The following is a 20,957-nucleotide window of genomic DNA, read 5'->3' on the forward strand; positions in this document are numbered from 1 at the left end:
TACATTATTGTAGATTTTTTTTGATAATACAATAATTGAAAATAATGAAATAAAACACTATTTGGAACTTGTCTAAATAATATATATCTAATATTTTTGCTGTTAATTTAAAATTAGTCTAAATAAATATAGATATGAAAGGTATATATTTTTTTACACTGATGTTATTCATAACGTCGGTTATGTATGGTCAAAAAAGCTATACATTAAAAGGGAAGGTTCTAGGGAATCATGGGGCTCCCATAGAAAATGCCAGTGTATTCATAACCAAAACAAATAAAGGAGTTTATACGAATACAAATGGAGAGTTTAGTTTAAGTGCTATCAAAAACTCTAAGATTGATATAGTAATTTCAAAAGTTGGTTATTATAAATTGAAACAAACTGTTTCATTACTATCTGAAGTAACCACTAGAAATTTTGTATTAAAAGTTAAAACAGAAGATCTTAATGAAGTTGTTGTAGATGCCAGTTTACAAATGCATAAAAATAAAATGAGTGTTACATCAAATCGTTTGGGAGCAAAACCAATTGATATGCCTAACTCATCTGATGTAATTGGTAAAGCTTTACTTGAAGAGCAACAAGTATTAACATTAGGAGAAGCAATGCAAAATGTTTCTGGAATATATCAGTTTAATCAAGGATATGGAGGAGTATCTGAAACTTTTGGCGCACGTGGATTAAGCCAGCGATATTTAGGATTTATGTTTCGTGATGGTATCCGTTTTGGAACCAATCAGTATTTAAGTGTCCCTGAAATACAGGCTTTTGAAAAAGTGGAAGTATTAAAGGGAGGATCAGCAATCAATTTTGGACAAATATCTCCAGGAGCAACAATAAACTATGTTACTAAAAAACCTTTTTTTGAAACAAAAGGAAGCGTTGCCTTGAGATATGGGAGTTACGATTTTATAAAACCTATTTTAGATGTCAATTTCAAGTTGTCGGATAAGTTAGCTTTTAGGTACGTGTCTACTGCCGAGATCGCAAATAGTTTTAGAGAAACTGTAAAATCAAGACGTTACTTTAATTATGCTGCATTTAGATATTTGGCATCTGAAAATACTACAATCGATTTAAATCTGGAACATTTGAAAGATGAGCGTCCATTCGATTTTGGATTACCTATTTTTGAGGATAGGATTATTACTGGATATACTACAAATGGAGGAGAAACAACACCGGTGTATCTTCAACAAAGTGGGAGACAACGTTTATACAGTAAAATTACTAAAGACTTAAGAGGTCGCTTCTTAGGAAGTCCATTTAATAACAGAACGGCCAATCAGTTTAATTCTAATTTAATTGTGAATTCAAAGTTAAACGAAAACTGGAATTTCCGTTTTGTTGGAGGAGCCTCAATATCAGAATATGATTTCGTACGAACTGGAAGTGGTTTTTATAATAAATACGAATTGGAAGGAGACGACATTAAAATCACAAGAATGTTAGAGAAACAGGCTATGCAAGAAGATGTTTTCGGAATGCAGGCGAATTTAACTGGTGATTTTGCCGTTTTAGGAATGAAAAATAAGATGAGCTTTAGTGTCGATTATGATAACAGAAATCAACAAACAGACTTTTATGCTCCTGTTCCTAATTTTGATGTTATCTATTTGTTTAATCAAAATACTCCACAACGAGAACTTATTGATCAGGATAAAACGTATTTAGGAGATAGTAGATATCAGGGGTTCGGAGTTGCTGTTCAAAACTTGTTAAGTATTACAGAGCAATTAAATCTATTAGCATCGGTAAGAATGGATGTTATTGATGGAAATACTAAAAACACATATCTACAAGATTATCGAGGCAATAGCCAGGGAGATGTGGTTAACAGAGAATATGATGATATTGCTTTTACTCCTGCTGTTGGACTTACCTATAAGTTTACAGATAGCAATGCAATTTTTGCTAGTTACACAAACTCATTTAATCCAAATAGTCGTTTTAGGTTAGGGGAGGATGATCAAATATTACCCTCTTTTTTTACAAATCAATTTGAAATAGGAACAAAAAACAGTTTCCTAAAAGATAAAATAACAACGAATGCTACTTATTTTATTATCAATGATAATGGTTACATTACCAGTCCTACGAGACCAGAAAGATTTGTTATTGGTCCTGGGACAAAGATAAGAGGATTAGAGTTTGATTTTTCAACAACTCCAGTTGATGGATTATTAATTTCTGCCAACTATACTTATACAGATGCAAAATATGGAGCAGGAGGTTTCTTTAAAGAAGGGACAAGACCGCAGCAAACACCAATGCATCAATTAGGTTTTTGGTCTCAATATAAATTTAATAGAGGAGTGTTGAAAAACTTTTCGGTTAATTTAGGAGGGCAGTATACAGGTGAACGTTTAGGTAATGATTTTTACAGAGGAAATAATCCTTATGTTCAAGAAGCTTATATGCTATTAAATACCGGTGTTACTTATCAATACAAAGCGTTTGATGTTAATTTAAGAGTATCAAACCTATTGGATGAATTTACTTTCTTCGCATATCGCTATGGTAGTGTAAACCCAATAGCTCCAAGACAGTTTTCTATTGTTACTCGTTATAAGTTTTAACCAAATTTAATTGAGTTTTAAGACCAAATGATATAATACTATTTATAAAGAAATAATTTAGTTAAACGTAGAGGCTACTTAAAAAGTTGTTGTTCCGAAGAAAATAGAAGGGTTTTTCGAAATGACGTTTGAAAATTACTTTTTAGATAGCCTCTTTTTTACTATTTAAACTCTAAATAGTATTATTTATAACGTTCAACTTCAAATGGGGAGACATCAATACTTGTTTTCTTTTCGGAAATTAACTCAGAAACTAACTTCCCTGTTGCAGGGCCTAAGCTCCAGCCCATCATGGCGTGCCCAGTTGCAATAGTAACATTGTTGAATGAAGACAGTTTTCCTATATAGGGCAATCCATCAGGAGAGCATGGTCGTAATCCATAATCTGCATCATTAATAAACTCTTCATCAATTTTTAAATCAGAATAATATCTCTCGGAAGATTGTGCAATAGCTCTTACCCTTTTTGTATTAATTTTATGGTTAATACCTGCTAGTTCCATATTACCCGCAAACCTTGTAAAACCATCCATCGGAGTTACCGCTACTTTTGCTTCCGTTAGTATGGCTGGAATCGTAATTCCAGTATCTTTTTTAACATTAATTCGGTAACCTTTTCCGGCTACAACGGGAACTCTTAGTCCTAATTGTTTTGCTAAAATTGGAGTCCATGATCCTGAAGCCATTACTAATTCATCAAAATGAATTTGTTGTTTTTTTGTTTGGATGGAAGAAGCTTTTTTACCAGATATATTAACGGAGATAACTTTTTCATTTGTAATAATGTTTACTCCATTTTTTAAAAGGTATGATGTAAACTCTTTCATGAAGTCTGAAGGAGTTGTATGAGAATCGGAATGATAATAAACAGCTCCTTTAATGTTTAATTTAGCTTTTGGTTGTAATTGCTGAGCTTCAGATGCACTTAAATGTTCAACGAGCAAACCTTCCTGTATTGCTTTTTTACCAACTATCCATTCTTCTTCACCCATTTTATCAGATTGATAAAACATCATGAGTCCTTTCTTTTGATAATAAAAATTAAAATCAGAAGAGTTTCTTATATCTTCATAGAGTTCTTGACTAAACACATTAATATTTTTAATAATGGGAATCGATTTTTCTACTTTTTGCTTGGTAGAAGCTTTTTTGAATAGCCAAGCCCATCTAAGAAAATCAGGGTTTAATGTTGGTTTTATTGATAGTGGACTTGTTGAACTGAACATCCATTTAATTCCTTTGTTAATAACACCGGGTGCCGCTAAAGCAATAATATGACTGGGAGTAATAATTCCAGCATTCACATGAGAAGCACCAGAAGTTAAATCGGATTGATCAATAACCGTTACCTTATGTCCTTGCTTTTGTAGATAATAAGCAGAACTTAAACCAATAATTCCTCCTCCAATAATTAATACGTTTTTGCTCATAGTTAAATGACTTGAAATCCGTGAGCGTAAGGATCGTCTTTATCATCTATAATTATGGTATTATAGCCATAGACTTTTGCCCATCCTTGAATACTCGGGATAATTGCTTTTTTATCTTGTAGGGTAGTTTCTTTTTCTATTCTTCCAATAAACTTACTACCAATATAACTTTCATGAATAAAATCTTCATGTAGTTTAAGTTTACCTTTGGCGTGTAATTGTGCCATACGAGCTGAAGTTCCAGTTCCGCAGGGACTTCTGTCAATAGCTTTATCTCCATAAAAAACGGCATTCCTACTTGAAGAATTAGAATCTATTGGATCACCAGTCCATAACATGTGGGTTACATCCTTTATAGTTTCATTTTCAGGATGAATAAACATGTTCGGATATTTTTTATTGATTCTCGATCTAATCACTTGAGAATACTGAACTATTTTCGAAGCTTCAAAATTATGAACACCACTGAAATTTTCTTGAGGATCAATAATTGCATAATAATTTCCTCCATATGCAACATCAAAATTGAGTTCACCTAGTTCTGGACAATCTATAGATAAGTTTTCAGCAGCTAAATAACTTTTGACATTCGTTAATTTAACCCATTCAACTTTTCCATTGGCTTGTTTATATTCTATATCAACCAAGCCGGCAGGAGCCTCCATTTTAATTTTCCCTGGAACTTTAGGTTTTATCAGGCCTTCTTGAACAGCAATAGTAATGGTACCGATAGTTCCGTGCCCACACATTGGTAAACATCCAGAAGTTTCAATGAAAAGAATAGCAAAATCATTATTAGGATCATGAGGAGGAAAAAGAATAGAACCACTCATCATGTCATGTCCTCTGGGTTCAAACATTAAACCTTTTCGAATCCAATCGTACTCTTTAAGAAAGTGTTGGCGTTTTTGGCTCATGGTTGCTCCAATGAGGTTTGGAGTTCCTCCAGTAACAACTCTAACAGGATTACCGCAGGTATGAGCATCTATGCAAAAAAATGTAGTCTTCATGAGTAAACTTTTACCCCAACCTAACCCCCCTTAAGGAAAAACACCCTTCTAAACTTTTCCTTTCAGGAGAGGTATAGGTCAGTATATTATATCGGTTGATCAGTTAACTTGTTATTAACTAATCGTAATATACCTAATGAATTTTCATTTTTTAATTCGTCAGGTAGTAACTCATTCGGCCAATTTTGATAGCTAAAAGGTCTTACCCATCTTTTAATAGAACTTGTGCCAACAGCTGAGAATCTCGAGTCTGTTGAAGAAGGGTAGGGACCACCGTGAACCATGGATGGACAAACTTCCACACCTGTTGGTACACCATTGAAAATAATACGCCCTACCTTATTATTCAAGAGCGAAAGTAAATAATTATACTCACTTATTTCCAAATTATTTCCTAAAATTGTACCTGTTAGCTGTCCATCTAAGCTAGAAATTGCCTTTTCTAGCTCTCCTTTGTCTTTACATTTAACAATTAATGAAAAAGGGCCGAATACTTCTTCATGTAAATTAGCGTTCTGTATAAAGTCTTCTCCTGAAACAGTAGCTAACGTTTGAGAAGCATAATTTTCATTAGCAATATCCTGCTTATAGGTTGTTTTGATAGAGACTTGCTTTTCGCTAAGAATTTTCTCCTTGTTTAAATGATATGCTTTTTTTATTTGCGGATGAAGCATACATGTTGGATTTATTTTTACAATTTCGTCACTTAAATGATTAATGAAATTATCTAAAGCATCACTTTCAATTCCAAGAATTAAACCAGGGTTTGTGCAAAATTGCCCAGTACCTAAAGTAATGGAATTAGCATATGTTTTAGCTAATTCTTCTCCACGAGTTTTAAGTGCATCAGGAAGAACTATCACGGGGTTAATACTTCCCATTTCAGCAAACACAGGAATTGGGGTTTTTCTTCTCGAAGCAATATCGAACAAGGCTCTTCCTCCTTTTATACTTCCAGTAAAGCCAATTGCTTTTATTTGCGCGTGTTCCGCAAGTTTTTGACCAACTTCAATTCCGCTAGAATTTAAATTTGAAAAAACACCATCAGGCATTCCTGTTTCTTTTGCGGCTTTTATGATTGCTGAGGCAACCAATTCGCCTGTACCCGCATGCATTGGGTGAGACTTTACAATAACGGGGCAGCCAGCCGCAAGTGCAGCAGCAGTATCTCCTCCTGCAGTAGAATAGGCGAGAGGAAAATTACTTGCACCAAATACTACGATTGGTCCTAGGGGAATATTCATTCTTCTCAAATCTGGTTTTGGCATAGGAGTTCTATCAGGATTTCCTGTATCGATACTTGCTTCAACCCACGAGCCACTTGAAACGAGTTCAGCGAAAGATCTTAATTGAAAAATGGTTCTCGTTCTTTCACCGACAGCTCTTCCTTCGGGAAGCCCTGTTTCCGAGCAATAGGTTGTAACAAGGGCATCTCCTAGGTTTAAGATTTCGTCAGCTATCTTATTTAAGAACTCAGCTTTTTTCTTTCCAGAAAATGTTTTGTAACTGTCAAAGGCTTTACTTGCTAGCGAAACTGCCTCATTTATTTCATTATCTGAGGCTTCGTAAAACGGTATTGAATTTTCTTCTTGTAATTCAGGGTTATAAGTTTTATAGGTAATTTTACCTGTTACTGATAATTTATTTCCAATATAGTTTTGCCCCGAAATGTTTGCAATGGTAGTGGTTGCCATAAGTTAATTTTTAGTTTTTTGTTAGTTGGAATAGAACTTTACTAAGTTGGGTCTTGTTTTTATCCCATTTTCTATTATTTGAAGAACATTTTTACGTTCTTCTCCTATGAGGGGTAATCTCGGAGCGCGAACATTTTCTGTGCCAATTCCAGTAGCCACCTCTGCTAGCTTTATATTTTGTACTAATTTAGTATTAATATCTAATTCAAGCAATGGCAGAAACCATCTGTATATTTCCAAAGCATTATCATATTCCTTTTGAACCATGTGGCGATAAATAGCAACAGTTTCCTCTGGAAAAGCACAAACCAATCCAGCTACCCAACCATCAGCACCTAAGGTTAAACTTTCTAAGGCAAGTGTATCAACTCCACTTAAAATGGCAAGTCTATCTCCGAAGCGGTTTTTAATGCGTGTTACATTTGAAATATCTCTAGTTGATTCTTTTACAGCTTGTATGTTCGGACACGAATTTAATAGCTCTTCAAACATATCAAGAGTAACTTCTACACCGTAATCAATTGGATTATTATACACCATGATTGGTAAAGAGGTGGCATTTGCGGTTTGTTTGAAATATTCAATTGTTTCCCGAGCATCGGCTTTATACCTCATTGGAGGTAACATCATTAAACCAGAGGCACCATCCAGTTCAGCCTTTTGCGCTGCCAATATGGCGTTTTTCGTGGTTTGTTCGGCAATATTCATAATTACAGGAATACGGCCCTCAACGATGCGAACTGTCTCTTTAATTAAAGTGCTTTTTTCCTGATTAGATAAAGTGGAAGCTTCTCCTAGTGTTCCTCCAAGGATAATTCCGTGAACACCTGAGTTTAATTGCGCTTTGATATTTACCTCAAACATTTCTAAGTCTAAGGTATCGTTATTCGTGAATTTAGTGGTTACTGCGGGCATAACCCCTTTCCATTGAATGTCCATATTTCCGTTTTTTTGAACAAATTTAAGAGCAAATAAGAATGTAAATTAGCCTGAAATTATCGTCTACTGATATTATATTAACCTTTTTGTGGTTTAATAATATATTTATGTGTGTATATTTTATAAATTTAGGGTGTTATGATTGTTTTACCATTTAAAATTCCAAAGGCGAAAAATTTAGGAGTCATTTATCAAGAGGATAAGGGTAAGTTCTTTTTTGATAAACTGCATGAGCACGATGAAATACAAATAAGTAGAATTGTTACTGGAAGAGGAACTGCATTGGTTGGAAACGCAATTCATGAATATAAGGAAGGAGATATTTTTGTTATTGGATCAAATCAACCACACATATTTAAAGCGGAAGCTTTTTCAGAAAGAGAATCATTTATGCAATCGTTATTTTTTACAAAACACTCTTTTGGTAAAGAGTTGTTTGAGTTAGATGATTTTAACGAGGTCAATAGTTTCTTTTTGAATGCTCAATCTGGGTTTGTTGTAGAATCAGGTAAGGAAGAGCTTTTTAGTCATTTTGATTTATTGGCTAAAGGAAGTGATTTTGATCGTTTCCTTATTTTCTTTAATGTATTGGGATTGCTTTCTAAAGTAAAAATTAAGAAATTATCGAGTTTTATTTACAATAAGGAATATTCCGATAATGAGGGTAAACGAATGCGCAATATTATTGATTTTACCTTGGGAAATTATCATAAAAAGATTGATTTGGTTGATGTTGCTGAAGTGTCCAATTTAACGGTCAATGCATTTTGTAGATATTTTAAGCAAAGAACGAACAAGACGTACTTTACTTTTTTGAATGAGATAAGAATTGATAAGGCTTGTAAATTGTTAAAAAATAAAGAATGTTTAATTACTGAAATTTCTGAGATGGCAGGATTTAAAAACTTGTCCAATTTTAATCGAAAATTTAAAGAATTAAAAAAAATGACTCCTTCTGAGTATCGTGATAGTTTCTAAAATGTTAGGAAGAACTAGTTGTTTTTTAAAAAATTAACAATTTTTTGAATGTGGTTGTTTATATTTGACAACCTATTACTATATGCTATATGAAAATTAACGTAACTCTTCTATTTTTGCTAGTTTCGTTTGGCCTGAAAGTTCGGGCACAAGAAACACTACCTATTTATTTTGATTATCTATCTGATAACGTGTTTTTAATTCATCCGGCTGCGGCAGGAGTTGGGGAGTGTGCAAAAATTAGATTAACGGCAAGACAGCAGTGGGCGGGAGTTAGAAATGCTCCTGAGTTACAAACACTGAGTTTTCACTCTAAAATTAGGCCTGATTCGAAAGCGGCTTATGGAGTTGTGTTATTCAACGATAAAAACGGTTTTCACTCTCAAAAGGCCTTACAAGGAACATATGCTTATCATTTGTTTCTAGGAAACGAAAATCAATTTAATCAATTATCTTTTGGTTTGTCAATGTCGGTTGTTCAAAATCAGGTTGATCAAACTACATTTTTTAATGATCCAACAGTAAGCCAAGTTATAGAAAGTAATTTATATGTGAATGCTGATTTTGGAATGGCTTATCACTATGGTGGTTTTTCTTCGTATTTAACGATAAAAAATATTTTGCTTTCAGCAAGAGGCCAATTAAATCAGGAGTTTGAATCTCTTAACTTAAGAAACTACATTCTTGGAGCAGGATACTTTTTTGGAGATGAGGATAAAATTCAATTTGAACCATCATTCATGTTTCAATATAAAGACCAAACAGGTGAGAAGCTTGTCGATTTAAACATGAAGGTGTACAAAACTCTTAAAAATAGTAAAGCTCAACTTTGGGGAGGAGTTTCATACAGAAAAGGTTTTGATGGAAGTGTATTTGGAGATTCTAATTATGTCTCGCCATTTGTTGGTGTAAACTATAAGAGATATATGTTTGGATATACTTTTACAAAACAATCGGGAGATATTGTATTTGGAAATGGAAACTTTCATCAATTATCATTCGGAATGAATGTTCTGTGTGCTAAGAGAAGAGGTTCTGCGTGTCCAAATATTAATGGTAGACTGTTTTAAAAGTCTACCTCTTCAATATTTATTCTTGAAGAATAATCACTTAGTATTTTGGTTAAAACAGTTTTATTTTTATTGATCAAGAACTGATTAATAGGTGTTCTTGTACCTGTAACTAAGAGATTATGTTCCGATAGGATATTTTTAGTCTGAATGGCTACCGCGTTACCTGAGTCTATAATATTCACAGATGCTCCTACAATACTCTTTATTTGGTCTTTTAGATAAGGGTAATGTGTGCAACCTAAAACAATATGATCGGCGTTCGCACTTATCATAGGTTTTAGATACTTGCTGAGTAATGTGTTCATTTCTTCTGAATCAATCTTACCATTTTCTATAAGATCGACTAAACCTTCTCCGATTTGTTCAATTATGATGGGACTAGAACTTAAATTGGAAGATGTTTTTTCGAATAATTCACTATTTAATGTTCCTTTGGTAGCTAGAATACCGACAGTGTTTGTTTTCGTCCTTAAAGCAGCAGGTTTTATGGCTGGTTCTATACCAATGAAAGGAACACTATATTTTTGTCTTAAAACCTTTATAGCGTTTGTTGTGGCTGTATTACACGCAACAACAATTATTTTAGAATTTCTTTCGAGTAAGAATTCTGTATTTTTAATAGCTAAAGCAATGATCTCATCCTTGGTTTTATTTCCATAGGGGGCATTTTTACTATCTGAAAGATAAAGAGTGTCTTCAAATGGTAAAAGGTCATGAATTTCTTTCCAAATAGAGGTGCCTCCAATGCCGGAATCAAATATACCAATAGGTTGAGTAGTTCTTGTCATAGTATTACAAAAATAAAAAACCTGCTTTATAATAAAAGCAGGTTTTTTATTATATCCGTTACAACGTATTAGAAACCTAATTTTGTTTTTACAGCATTGTAAATATCTTCACCTTTATCGTAAACGATTAATCCTTTACCAGGAGCGGCATCAAATACATAAATAATACTTTTTTCTGCTGCTACTGCTTTAATAGCCTCCTCAGCTTTCTTCAAAATAGGAAGTGTTCTTTCTTGGTACTTCTTTTGTAATTCTTGAGCAGCTTGTTGTTCAGCTTGAGCAATCTTTTGTCTATCTTGTTGAACTTCGATAGCTCTCTTTTGGTTCTCTTCTTGAGTTTGACTCTTACCTTCAGCTTCGTATTTAGTTATCTTAGCTTTAAGCTTGTTAACTAAGCTTTCAATATCGTCGTTGTAAGTTTTCTTTAATTTCTCTAATTCTGCCTGCATAGCCTTAGTTTCTGGCATGCTAGCTAACAATTTATCAGTGTTAATATGTGCAGTTTTTTGTGCGTTAGCAACACCACCTAATCCAACTGTAAAAATTGCAACTAATAATAACTTTTTTAAATGTTTCATTTTTGTTGTTTTGATTTAATAATTGTCTTTATTCTTGATTTATTTGTTTTTCTCTTCTTGTTGTTGTTTCTCTAATTCTTTCTTTTTCTTTTCAGCCTCTTTGGCCTTTTTTAAAGCTTCTCTCTTCTCTTTAAGAAGCTTTCGTTTATCGGCTTGAGCCTTTAAACGAGCTTTTCTTTGCTCTTCTATTTTTTTAATTCTTTCTTCTCTTTCATTTATTTTTTTCTGTTTTAACTCTTCTTTCCTCTTTTGCTTATCGGTAAGCTCGGTACTATTTTTTATAAGTTCCTTTTTAGCTTCGATTTTTTCCTTTTTAGCCTGTTGCTTCTGATCAATTTTGATCATTTTCACGATAAGGTCGCTAATATCGTGTTTTTTATTAGAATATAACATTACTAAGTCAGAAGATTTGTCAAAAACAAAGTCATATTTCTTTCTTTTTGCTATATCTTGAATAGCATTGTATACTTGATCTTGTACAGGCTGTATAAGTTGTTTTCTTAAATTAAACATATCACCTCTTGGACCGAAGTATAAAGACTCCAAACGTCTTAATGCTTCCTGCTTAACTTTTATATCTTCTTCACGTTCGTCAATTAGCTCTTTTGTTAATATAGCTTTTTCATTGGCTAAATCGGTTTTTAACACTTCAATATTACGAGCTTCCTTATCTAGTTTAGCACGCCACTTTTCAACCTTCGCATTTAATGCATTTTGAGCTTCAATGTACTCTGGAATATTCTGTAGAATATAATCCATGTCAATGTAGGCTAAGCGTTGACTTTTTTGTGCAAAAGATACAGTTACTATAAGTAAAAGAACGATTGTAAGAATGTTTTTTTTCATCTTGTATATAATGTGTTTAGAAAAAACCGTGCCAAAAAACCGGACACATTACAAATGTATGGTTTTAGAACTGTCTTCCAATAATAAAATGTGTTTGCCAACCAGATCTAGTTGGGTCAATAGTATCTTCAAATCCTGGTAATGGATCAAACCCATAACCAAAGTCTATACCTAGTAATCCAAAGGCAGGCATAAAGATACGTACACCAACTCCAGCTGAACGTTTTAATCTAAACGGATTAAAGTCACTAAAATTGTCATAAGAATTACCTGCTTCTAAAAATCCTAATGTATAAATAGATGCTGATGGTTTATCGGTTATTGAATAACGTAATTCTAATTGGAATTTATTATAAATAGCCCCTCCATCAATTGAAGAAATTCTATTGTTTTCATATCCTCTAAGACCAATCACTTCTCTACCATCTAACTGACCTTGTGCAATTCCATCACCTCCTACAAAATAACGTTCTACTGGTGTTAATCCTAATTCATTATTGTAAGTACCTAAATAACCCAATTCGAAATTAGACATTAAAACTAATTTATTGGCTAATTGAGTATACCACTTTCCTTTAGCAGAAATCTTATAGTATTCTAACCACTTGTATTTGTCAGCAAAATATGATTGCTCTTCTGGTGAACCTGCTAATAATCCTTCAGGTCTTGTATAATCTTTACCATTAAGTAATGAATATGGTAAAGTCGCCTTAGCACGAATTGTAAATTCAGAACCATAAGTAGGGAAAATTAAACTTGGACCAGCAGAGTTTCTTGTCAATGCAACAGTATAAGCAAGGTTATTTAAGTCCCCTTCACTTAATATTGCATTAGAAGAACCGACTCTATATCCATAGTTTTGAAGCTCGATACGTTGGTAACTGATAGATTGAGATAATTGAAAATAATCATCAGGCCATCTTAAACGCTTTCCTAAACCAATTTGAGCACCAATAATACTTAAGCTCTGATTTCTGTCTACAGTATTTGTTCTAAAATCAAATCGATATTGATTTGAGGTATATACAGAGAATGATAATGATTGTGGAGTTTTTCCTCCTAACCATGGTTCAGTAAATGAAAAACTATATGTATTAAATGTTCTACTTGCTTGCAAACGTAAAGAAAGACTTTGACCATCTCCCATTGGTAATGGTTTATAAGCTTCTTTGTTAAATATGTTTCGTACCGAGAAGTTATTGAATGATAAACCTAAGGTTCCAATGAAAGATCCTCCACCATAACCTCCTTGAAGTTCAATTTGACTACCTCCCTTTTCAACAACTGAAAAGTCGATATCGGCAGTTTTATCTTGATAATTTGGTTTTACATCTGGTGTAACGTTAGTATCAAAGAACCCTAACTGACCAATTTCACGGATAGATCTAATAATATTTTGTCTACTAAAAAGATCTCCTGGTTTTACACGAAGTTCTCTAAAAATGACATGATCATTCGTTTTATCATTACCAGATACAGTAACCTTTTTAATTGTTGCTTGCTCGTCTTCTCTAATACGAACTTCTACTGTAATAGAGTCATTCTTTACCTTAGTTTCAACAGCATTTACTTGAGAGAATAAGAATCCATTATTGTGGTAAAGTGTTTGAATATCTTGAGAAGTAGGAGTTCCATCACCAGAAATTCTTTCTTTAAGAACTTTTCCGTTATAAATATCTCCTTTTTCAATTCTTAATAAAGCTTGAAGTTGTTCATCGGTATAACTCTTGTTTCCAACAAAAACAATATCAGCAAATCTATATTGACGACCTTCTTCTAAATCAATTTCTAAATTAATAGTATTATCGTCATTCCATGTAACTTTATCTGATAAAATTCTTGCATCTCTGTATCCTTTTTCACTATACATTTCAAGAATACTTTCCAAATCTTCTTTATAATCTTCAATTACATATTTTGACGATTTCCAGAAACGCCCTAGGAATTTGCGCTTTGTGTTTTTCATAGCACCTCTCAGGGCACCATCAGAAACAGCTTCATTACCATTAAAATTTATTTCTTTAATTTTAATACGATCTCCTCTATCAATGAAGATGCTCATGGTAACCGTATTAATATCTGTTGTATCTTTTTTAGTGTCAACAGAAACCTTTGCTTTTAAATAACCTTTATCGGTATATTTTTTCTTTATATAGTTTCTAGTGGTTACAATTAGGTTGTCCGTAACCATTACACCTTTTCTAAGTTCTGTTTCTTTCTTTAAATCTTTTGCTTTTGATTTACTTACACCGTTAATGTTTATTTCGGTAAGTTGAGGAAGTTCCTGAACATCAAATTGAAGATAAACTGTTTCTCCATCTCTTTTTGATAGATAAACATCTACTTCACTAAACTGCTTACTTTCGTAAAGTTTTTTAATTGCACTGGTAAGTTTATCACCTGGAAGTCTAAGAGGTTGTCCAGTAACTAATCCAGTATAAACCCTAACGGTTTGTTCACTGAATTTTTGTAATCCTGTAACTGTAATTCCCCCTAAAATATATTCTTTTCCTTTTTCGTATTGAATAACACCTGTTGTACTTGTGCTATCTTTAGCTATTTCTTGTGCTTTTACATTTACTGCAAAAAAAACAGTAACTATTAGTGCAAATAAAAATGAATTTCTATTCATTGGTTTCAATCTGTTCACTTGTTTTTCCAAATCGTCTTTCCCTGTTTTGATAATCTAATATGGCATTAAAAAGATGTTCTTTTCTAAAATCAGGCCATAGTACATCAGTAAAATATAACTCTGCATATGCCATTTGCCATAGTAAAAAATTACTAATTCTATGTTCCCCACTTGTACGTATCATCAAATCAACGTCAGGCAAATTAAACGTATATAAATGATTATTTATAATTTTCTCGTTAATTTTTTCGATTTCCATTTCATTATTAACAACTTTTTTAGATATGTTTTTAATAGCGTTAACAATTTCCTCCCTTGCTCCATAACTGAGGGCAAAAGTCAATGTAATTTTCTGATTATCTTTAGTTTTCTCAATTACGTTATTAAGAACTTTTTGAGCAGGTTTAGGCAAGCTTTTGGTGTTTCCAATAGCATTTACCCTCACATCTTTTCTCATAAATTCTGGTAGTTCTTTTTTAAGAGTGGTAATAAGTAAGCTCATTAAAGCATCTACTTCAAATTTGGGTCTGTTCCAATTTTCGGTAGAAAAAGCATACATTGTTAAGTATTTTACACCTAATTCCGAAGCAGTGTCGGCGGTTTCTCTAATTGCCGTAAGAGCATTTCTATGCCCAAAAACACGTTGCATTCCTTTACCTTTTGCCCATCGACCGTTGCCATCCATGATGACAGCAATATGATTAGGAACTTTATGTAAATTAATGCTTCGTAATTTTTCTTCCATATGTGTTATTCTGTTAATCCACTATAACATTGTGGCCTTCCAAAGGTATAAACAATTGATAAACCCGTAAAGGTATATAAATCATTTCCATTTCCTCCATAATTTAAGTTGTTAATTTTTGGAGTGCTATAGTCAATATCGTCTGTGAAGGTATATCTAGCTCCTATTTCAAAAGCAATAGCCAAATCGTCAAAAAGTAATCCTTTAATTCCAACCCCAAATGGAATTGCGTAAGAAAATTTACTTTCAAGACGAATTATATTACTAGAAACCATTTCAGCAGGGCTTCTATAATTAAAAAGAGCTATTTGAGTAAAAATATAAGGAGTGTAGGTTGTTCTATAGTCGCTAATATTATAATCGTAAAAATTAAATTCAGCACCTGCTGCAAATTCATGAATTGTATTAGAAAAGCTTCTTCCTTGAGTTTGTCTAAAAGGGTTGTCAGCATCAGCATCATTTCCAGAAGTTGGTATGTAGGTATAATTACCTCTAAGTGCTATTCTGGGGTTTATATTAAATTTATAAACAACTCCTCCAGCAAATTTATTCGGATAAATATAATTTGTTCTACCAATATCTCCAATGAAATTAGAGCCACCGAAAAACGCACCTATTTCGTGGCTTTGAGCTAGGGTAATAGTTGAAATTATTGTTAATAATATGAATAAAACTCGTCTTTTCATTGTAAAATTAGCGTGCAAATATAGTAATTTGAATTTGCTTTAAAAAGTTAATAAATCGTCTTTTCTGATTAACTTTTTTTTTGCCAAATTATTGTGGTGCCTTTCCTTAAAGTGCTTCATTTCTGGTGTCTTCTCCCCACAATAGTTTGCTTCTGAGCGTTTTTAAGTATGATTGATTTTTTAGTACAATGCTTTTAATTGTGAAAGGAGCTTTTTTAATAAAAATACTCGTTTCTTGGTTTACAGTGGCAATTCTTGAGTCTAGGGTAACCAAATAATCTTTCTCTCTTGCACTAACTTTTAGTTCAATTGAAGTTCCATCAGGAATGATCATAGGACGTGCATTGAGGTTATGTGGAGCGATTGGAGTTATAATTAAACTTTTTGAATTTGGAAGTATTACAGGACCATGACAGCTTAATGAGTAACCAGTTGATCCCGTTGGGGTGGCAATTATTAATCCGTCGGCCCAATAGTTGGTTAAATACTCTCCATCTAAATAAGTTTTTACCCCAATCATCGAAGTTGTATTTCTTCTGGCAACTGTAATTTCGTTAAGAGCGAAATTAATTTCCGAAAATTCCTGAGTTTCTGGGGTTGTTTTAATTTCTAATAGAGTTCTTTCTTGAATAGTATACTCTTTCTTCAATAATAAATCAACAGCTTCTTCTATCAAATCCTTATGAACAGTAGCCAGAAAACCTAATCTTCCAGTATTTATTCCCAGAATTGGAATATCAAGGTTTCTAATATAGGTAACAGCCCTTAAAATTGTTCCATCTCCTCCAATAGTAAATAGCATATCAAAGGAGTCAGATAGGTCATCAAAATGAGCATAGGTTGGATACTTTTTATCCAAAGAATGTTGCTTAATCAATAAATTATAAAAATCTTGCTCAAAGAAAACGACAATATGATGCTTGTTTAAAACAGAAAGCAACGTTTTAATTTCTTTTTCAGCAGAAATTGTATAAGCTTGGCCGTAAATAGCTACTTTTTTCAAAATATTAGTTATAGTTTAGGTTGAGATTCTGATTACATATCTAGGTACTTTCTCAAGTATCTCGCTCTATCTTTGAGTTCCTCTAGATAAGAGTCATCTTCATGTTGTGTAATCACAGTGTAATCATACCTTCTAAAAGTTTGAATGATATCGTTTATAATATCTGTTGATACCTTTAATGTAATCTGAATAGTTTCTTGACTTTCAAAAGAAATATACATTCCTAGGAGTTTTCCTTTGTTGCTTTCAACTATTTGCGAAACCTCACTCATTGAATAGTCTGTATTGTTTTTTTCAACAATTAAGGTTTCACTATCCAAGTGAAGAAAAGGGCTGTCGGCTAAAACATCCAAAATATCTCCTAATTCATAATATCCAATGTAGTTCAGTTCTTTATCTAAAACAGGTATTAAGTTACTATCGTTATCTGCGAATAAAGAAACTAAATCAAGTAAGGTTGCTTTTTCACTGGTGTAAAAATGATCCAGAAGATAATCGTAATCTTTTAAAAGCCCGTCTTTATTATCTAATGTTTGAATATCGCTACCTGGTAAACATCCAACTAACTTTCCGTTTTTTACAATTGGAATGTGAGTTATAGGTAGTTCTCTACATAATTCCTGAGCAGAACCCACAGTATCATCAAGGTGAAGTTCTCGGATTTCGTTAAGTATAAAATCGTTAATATTCATTAGCACGAATATAGGTTAAAATGATTTAATGATTTACTTTTGCATAACAATAAAGCTTTACTAAATATTCCAAGCAAATTTTATAATGACAAAGTTAAGTGTAAATATAAATAAAATAGCAACGTTACGTAACTCAAGAGGAGGGAATGTTCCAAATTTATTGAAGGTTGCTAAAGATGTTCAAGAGTTTGGTGCAGAGGGAGTTACTATTCATCCAAGACCAGATGAAAGGCATATACGTTATCAAGATGCATATGACTTAAAACCAGTGGTTGTAACTGAGTATAATATCGAAGGAAATCCTATACCTAAGTTTAAAGATTTGGTATTAGATATTAAGCCAACACAAGTTACCTTGGTGCCAGATGGTGATGATGTTTTAACATCAAATGCAGGTTGGGATACAGTAAACCACCAATCATATTTAAAAGATGTGATTGCCGAGTTTAAGGAAGCTGGAATAAGAACATCTATCTTTATTGATACAGATTTAAAGTTGATAGAAGCTGCGGCTACTACAGGAACTGATAGGATTGAGTTGTATACAGAAAATTTTGCAACTGAATTTGCAAATGGTAACAAGGAAGCTGTTAAGCCTTATACGGAGGCAGCAATTTTAGCTCATGATTTGGGATTAGGTATCAATGCAGGACATGATTTAAATTTAGAAAACATTCAGTTCTTTAAGCAAAATATTCCAAACTTAGCAGAAGTGTCTATAGGTCATGCTTTAATTTCAGAAAGTATTTATTTAGGTATAGAGAATGTTGTAAACATGTACTTACACCGACTAAAAGGATAATTTTTTCTGACTATGAATATTTTACATTCAAGAATCGTTGGTGAAGGCAAACCCTTGCTCGTACTTCATGGTTACTTTGGTATGGGAGATAATTGGAAGTCTCATGCAAATAAGCTTGCGGAAGAAGGTTATGAAGTTCATTTAATTGATCAGAGAAACCATGGTAGAAGTTTTCATACGGAAGAATTTGATTATGAGTTGTTAGTTGAAGACTTAAGTAATTATATAGAGCATCATGGAGTTGAAAATCCTCATATTTTAGGGCATTCTATGGGCGGGAAAACAGCAATGCTTTTTTCTGTTGAGTATCCTGATTTATTAGATAAGTTGATAATAGTAGATATTTCACCAAGAGATTATCCTCCGCATCATCATGACATTTTAGGAGCTCTAAATTCAATTGATTTTACTATTCATAATTCAAGGAAGTTAGTTGATGAAAAGCTTTCTGAATTAATTCCTGAAGTTGGAGTACGTCAGTTTTTATTGAAGAGTGTTTACTGGAAAGAAAAGGGAGTGCTTGATTTCAGATTTAATTTAAAATCATTAACAGAGAATAATAGAGAGGTTGGGGTAGCACTACCTTCGTTTACGATGTTTGAAGGAGACGTTTTGTTTATATCAGGAGAGAAATCGCAATATATTACTGCAGATGATACTCCGTTAATTAAAGCTCATTTCCCTCAAGCTCGAATAGAAAGTGTTGCAAATGCAGGTCATTGGCTCCATGCAGAGAACCCAACTGACTTTTTGAAAACGGTTGTGAACTTCATCTAGTTTGAGTGAAAAAATATTTGATCACATATATAATTCCGACTATTTGGTCGGAATTTTTTTATGACTAAAATAAACATTTAACATTTAGTTAATTTGATTAAGTGTTTTTACTAGCTTGTATTTACTTTTTGCTGAGTTCAGTTGTAGTAAAATTCCTAGTTGTTTTACATGATAGTTTTAATTTGCTTTGCAGGCTAATTATAACCAAACTAAAATTAATTAATCATGAAAAACAAAAAAGTACTTATACTACTAGTTTGTACATTGTTTCTAAGTTTAGGAATGATGGCTCAGTGTCGAGTTTACAAAAAAACAAGTGTTTATTATAGCGGAAATCCTGAAGGAGGGAAAGAGTTAGGCTTTGTAAAAAATGGTCGAGTTTATAAGAAAACAAGTGTTTATTATAGCGGGAACCCTGAAGGGGCAAAAGAAGTTGGATTCATCCAAAATGATAGAATTTATAAGAAAACAAGTGTTTATTATAGCGGTAATCCTGAAGGAGGAAAAGAATTAGGATTTATTCAGAATAATAGAATTTACGAGAAAACAAGTGTTTATTATAGCGGAAATCCTGAAGGAGGAAAAGAACTAGGTTTTTATGCAGATAACCACGTATATCAAAAAGCTTCAGTGTACTATAGTGGTAACCCTGAAGGAGCGAAAGAAATTGGTGTATTAGGTGAAGTTGGAAGTGATGGAGCAAAAGGAGCAGCAGCTCAATTGTTATTACTTGCTGACGAGAACTAAACACTAATATTTTAGATTCAGTTTTAAGTCGAGGTCGTCTAGTTTCTAGGCGACCTTACACAAAAAAACAATTAGAAAAAAGTTAGTTTAATTAGAAACGAGGCGGAAAACCTTACATTTCCACCCCGTGTTGCCCCATCCGTATATTGCTAATATTTAAGAGATATCTTTTGGAATGTCGGCAGTAATTGTATTTATTTTAGAGGTAATTTTCTCTGTTTCTTTTTTATAACTGCTGAATACTTCATAAATAGCTTCTGTTATTATTATATTATTTCTCTTACCAGAATAAACTTTCTGAATGGTTTCTAAGGAAAAGTTATGCCCATTTTGAGCTAAATATTGTTTGACTTTTTCCCTATACTTTGGCGGTTTAACCCTTTCTAATTCTTTTCGTTGCGTAGGTGATATCATAAAACTATAAGTCTTTTTTGGAAAATGACAGCACTTTTAATTTATATTTGTACGAGTTTTGTACTGAATGCTTTACAAATATACAAACAAAATTCTAATTGTAAAACAAAATTATAAAAGATTTAGAAAAAAGTTGTTTTTAAATGGTTGATTTCATAGATGATACTTATAAAAGAGTAGCAAAAATTATTGAAGTAAATAAGTTAAACATTAGGTCTTTTGAAGAAAAGATTGATGTTTCTAACAATTCAATAGGTACTGCTATTAGGAGAAAGGCTTCATTTAAAAGCAATGTGTTAAACAAAATTCTCCACGCTTTTCCAGAAGTTGATCCTACTTGGTTGTTAACGGGTAGAGGAACCATGTTTTTGGAAGGTAGTTCGCATGGGCTAGTTCAAGAGCCGCCTTCTTCTTATGAGGTGTCAATGTTGAATACTAAGATTAAAGAAAATCTTCTGGAATTACTTTCAAAAGATGAAGAAGTTGGAAAACTATTAAATGTCCAAATCGAAAATATTATAAAAAGTAAAACCTCATAAGA

Annotated in this window: 20 protein-coding genes; 7 read left to right on the plus strand and 13 right to left on the minus strand. The window is 32.8% G+C overall.

All coding sequences use genetic code 11. The annotated features are described in order from the left end of the window. Positions 1 to 134: 134 nt before the first annotated feature. A complete protein-coding gene (locus ACKTTV_RS18070) occupies positions 135 to 2,582 on the plus strand; it encodes a TonB-dependent receptor domain-containing protein (protein ID WP_408032278.1) in 2,448 nt (815 codons plus the stop codon). Positions 2,583 to 2,764: 182 nt separating this feature from the next. Here the strand turns inward: ACKTTV_RS18070 and ACKTTV_RS18075 are convergent, their stop codons facing one another. From ACKTTV_RS18075 to ACKTTV_RS18090, 4 genes are all read right to left on the minus strand, one after another. Further along, entirely contained in the window at positions 2,765 to 4,012 is a 1,248-nt protein-coding gene (locus ACKTTV_RS18075; protein ID WP_408032279.1) for an NAD(P)/FAD-dependent oxidoreductase, read from the minus strand. 2 nt (positions 4,013 to 4,014) lie between these two features. Beyond that, positions 4,015 to 5,022 carry a 4-hydroxyproline epimerase gene (locus ACKTTV_RS18080; protein ID WP_408032280.1) on the minus strand — a complete coding sequence of 336 codons (1,008 nt, stop codon included), beginning with the start codon at positions 5,020 to 5,022 and terminating at the stop codon, positions 4,015 to 4,017. Between the two features lie 86 nt (positions 5,023 to 5,108). Then, on the minus strand, positions 5,109 to 6,716 hold the full coding sequence (locus ACKTTV_RS18085) for an aldehyde dehydrogenase (NADP(+)) (RefSeq protein ID WP_408032281.1): 1,608 nt from the start codon (positions 6,714 to 6,716) through the stop codon (positions 5,109 to 5,111). Positions 6,717 to 6,737: 21 nt separating this feature from the next. Further along, positions 6,738 to 7,655 (minus strand): dihydrodipicolinate synthase family protein, encoded by a 918-nt coding sequence (locus tag ACKTTV_RS18090; protein WP_408032282.1) that lies wholly within the window; start codon positions 7,653 to 7,655, stop codon positions 6,738 to 6,740. 138 nt (positions 7,656 to 7,793) lie between these two features. Between ACKTTV_RS18090 and ACKTTV_RS18095 the strand changes: the two genes are divergently transcribed. Beyond that, on the plus strand, positions 7,794 to 8,633 hold the full coding sequence (locus tag ACKTTV_RS18095) for an AraC family transcriptional regulator (RefSeq protein WP_408032283.1): 840 nt from the start codon (positions 7,794 to 7,796) through the stop codon (positions 8,631 to 8,633). A gap of 89 nt (positions 8,634 to 8,722) precedes the next feature. Further along, positions 8,723 to 9,703 carry a PorP/SprF family type IX secretion system membrane protein gene (locus ACKTTV_RS18100; protein ID WP_408032284.1) on the plus strand — a complete coding sequence of 327 codons (981 nt, stop codon included), beginning with the start codon at positions 8,723 to 8,725 and terminating at the stop codon, positions 9,701 to 9,703. Here ACKTTV_RS18100 and murI read toward each other — a convergent pair. The 8 genes from murI to ACKTTV_RS18140 all read right to left on the minus strand — a co-directional run bounded on the left by murI (position 9,700) and on the right by ACKTTV_RS18140 (position 17,676). Further along, entirely contained in the window at positions 9,700 to 10,494 is a 795-nt protein-coding gene (gene murI / locus ACKTTV_RS18105) for a glutamate racemase (RefSeq protein ID WP_408032285.1), read from the minus strand. The genes ACKTTV_RS18100 and murI overlap by 4 nt on opposite strands. A 68-nt stretch (positions 10,495 to 10,562) precedes the next feature. Then, on the minus strand, positions 10,563 to 11,072 hold the full coding sequence (locus ACKTTV_RS18110; protein WP_408032286.1) for an OmpH family outer membrane protein: 510 nt from the start codon (positions 11,070 to 11,072) through the stop codon (positions 10,563 to 10,565). A 39-nt stretch (positions 11,073 to 11,111) separates the two neighbouring features. Next, complete coding sequence (locus tag ACKTTV_RS18115) at positions 11,112 to 11,918, minus strand: OmpH family outer membrane protein (RefSeq protein ID WP_408032287.1); 807 nt, start codon at positions 11,916 to 11,918, stop codon at positions 11,112 to 11,114. A gap of 64 nt (positions 11,919 to 11,982) precedes the next feature. Continuing rightward, positions 11,983 to 14,550, minus strand: coding sequence for an outer membrane protein assembly factor BamA (bamA, locus tag ACKTTV_RS18120; protein ID WP_408032288.1), 2,568 nt, complete (start codon positions 14,548 to 14,550; stop codon positions 11,983 to 11,985). After that, positions 14,543 to 15,295 (minus strand): isoprenyl transferase, encoded by a 753-nt coding sequence (locus ACKTTV_RS18125; protein WP_408032289.1) that lies wholly within the window; start codon positions 15,293 to 15,295, stop codon positions 14,543 to 14,545. Before ACKTTV_RS18125 ends, bamA begins: the two co-directional genes overlap by 8 nt. A 5-nt stretch (positions 15,296 to 15,300) precedes the next feature. After that, a complete protein-coding gene (gene porG / locus ACKTTV_RS18130; protein WP_408032290.1) occupies positions 15,301 to 15,981 on the minus strand; it encodes a type IX secretion system protein PorG in 681 nt (226 codons plus the stop codon). A gap of 106 nt (positions 15,982 to 16,087) precedes the next feature. Continuing rightward, positions 16,088 to 16,984: an NAD kinase gene (locus tag ACKTTV_RS18135; RefSeq protein ID WP_408032291.1), complete on the minus strand. Its 897-nt coding sequence runs from the start codon at positions 16,982 to 16,984 to the stop codon at positions 16,088 to 16,090. Between the two features lie 32 nt (positions 16,985 to 17,016). Beyond that, positions 17,017 to 17,676 carry a CBS domain-containing protein gene (locus ACKTTV_RS18140; protein ID WP_408032292.1) on the minus strand — a complete coding sequence of 220 codons (660 nt, stop codon included), beginning with the start codon at positions 17,674 to 17,676 and terminating at the stop codon, positions 17,017 to 17,019. An 85-nt stretch (positions 17,677 to 17,761) separates the two neighbouring features. Here ACKTTV_RS18140 and ACKTTV_RS18145 point away from each other — a divergent pair, with 85 nt between their 5' ends. The 3 genes from ACKTTV_RS18145 to ACKTTV_RS18155 all read left to right on the plus strand — a co-directional run bounded on the left by ACKTTV_RS18145 (position 17,762) and on the right by ACKTTV_RS18155 (position 20,002). Continuing rightward, entirely contained in the window at positions 17,762 to 18,478 is a 717-nt protein-coding gene (locus ACKTTV_RS18145) for a pyridoxine 5'-phosphate synthase (protein ID WP_408032293.1), read from the plus strand. A 12-nt stretch (positions 18,479 to 18,490) separates the two neighbouring features. Beyond that, positions 18,491 to 19,255: an alpha/beta fold hydrolase gene (locus tag ACKTTV_RS18150; protein ID WP_408032294.1), complete on the plus strand. Its 765-nt coding sequence runs from the start codon at positions 18,491 to 18,493 to the stop codon at positions 19,253 to 19,255. 225 nt (positions 19,256 to 19,480) lie between these two features. Next, the gene (locus tag ACKTTV_RS18155) at positions 19,481 to 20,002 is read left to right on the plus strand and encodes a hypothetical protein (RefSeq protein WP_408032295.1); all 522 of its coding nucleotides are present in this window, start codon (positions 19,481 to 19,483) and stop codon (positions 20,000 to 20,002) included. Between the two features lie 156 nt (positions 20,003 to 20,158). On the opposite strand, the gene ACKTTV_RS18160 is transcribed toward ACKTTV_RS18155, so the two are convergent. Continuing rightward, positions 20,159 to 20,416: a hypothetical protein gene (locus ACKTTV_RS18160; RefSeq protein WP_408032296.1), complete on the minus strand. Its 258-nt coding sequence runs from the start codon at positions 20,414 to 20,416 to the stop codon at positions 20,159 to 20,161. A gap of 143 nt (positions 20,417 to 20,559) precedes the next feature. On the opposite strand from ACKTTV_RS18160, the gene ACKTTV_RS18165 reads away from it, so the two are divergent. Continuing rightward, positions 20,560 to 20,955 carry a hypothetical protein gene (locus tag ACKTTV_RS18165; RefSeq protein WP_408032297.1) on the plus strand — a complete coding sequence of 132 codons (396 nt, stop codon included), beginning with the start codon at positions 20,560 to 20,562 and terminating at the stop codon, positions 20,953 to 20,955. Positions 20,956 to 20,957: the final 2 nt, after the last annotated feature.

Source organism: Tenacibaculum xiamenense (genome assembly GCF_964513065.1).
Classification (GTDB): Bacteria; Bacteroidota; Bacteroidia; order Flavobacteriales; family Flavobacteriaceae; genus Polaribacter; species Polaribacter xiamenense.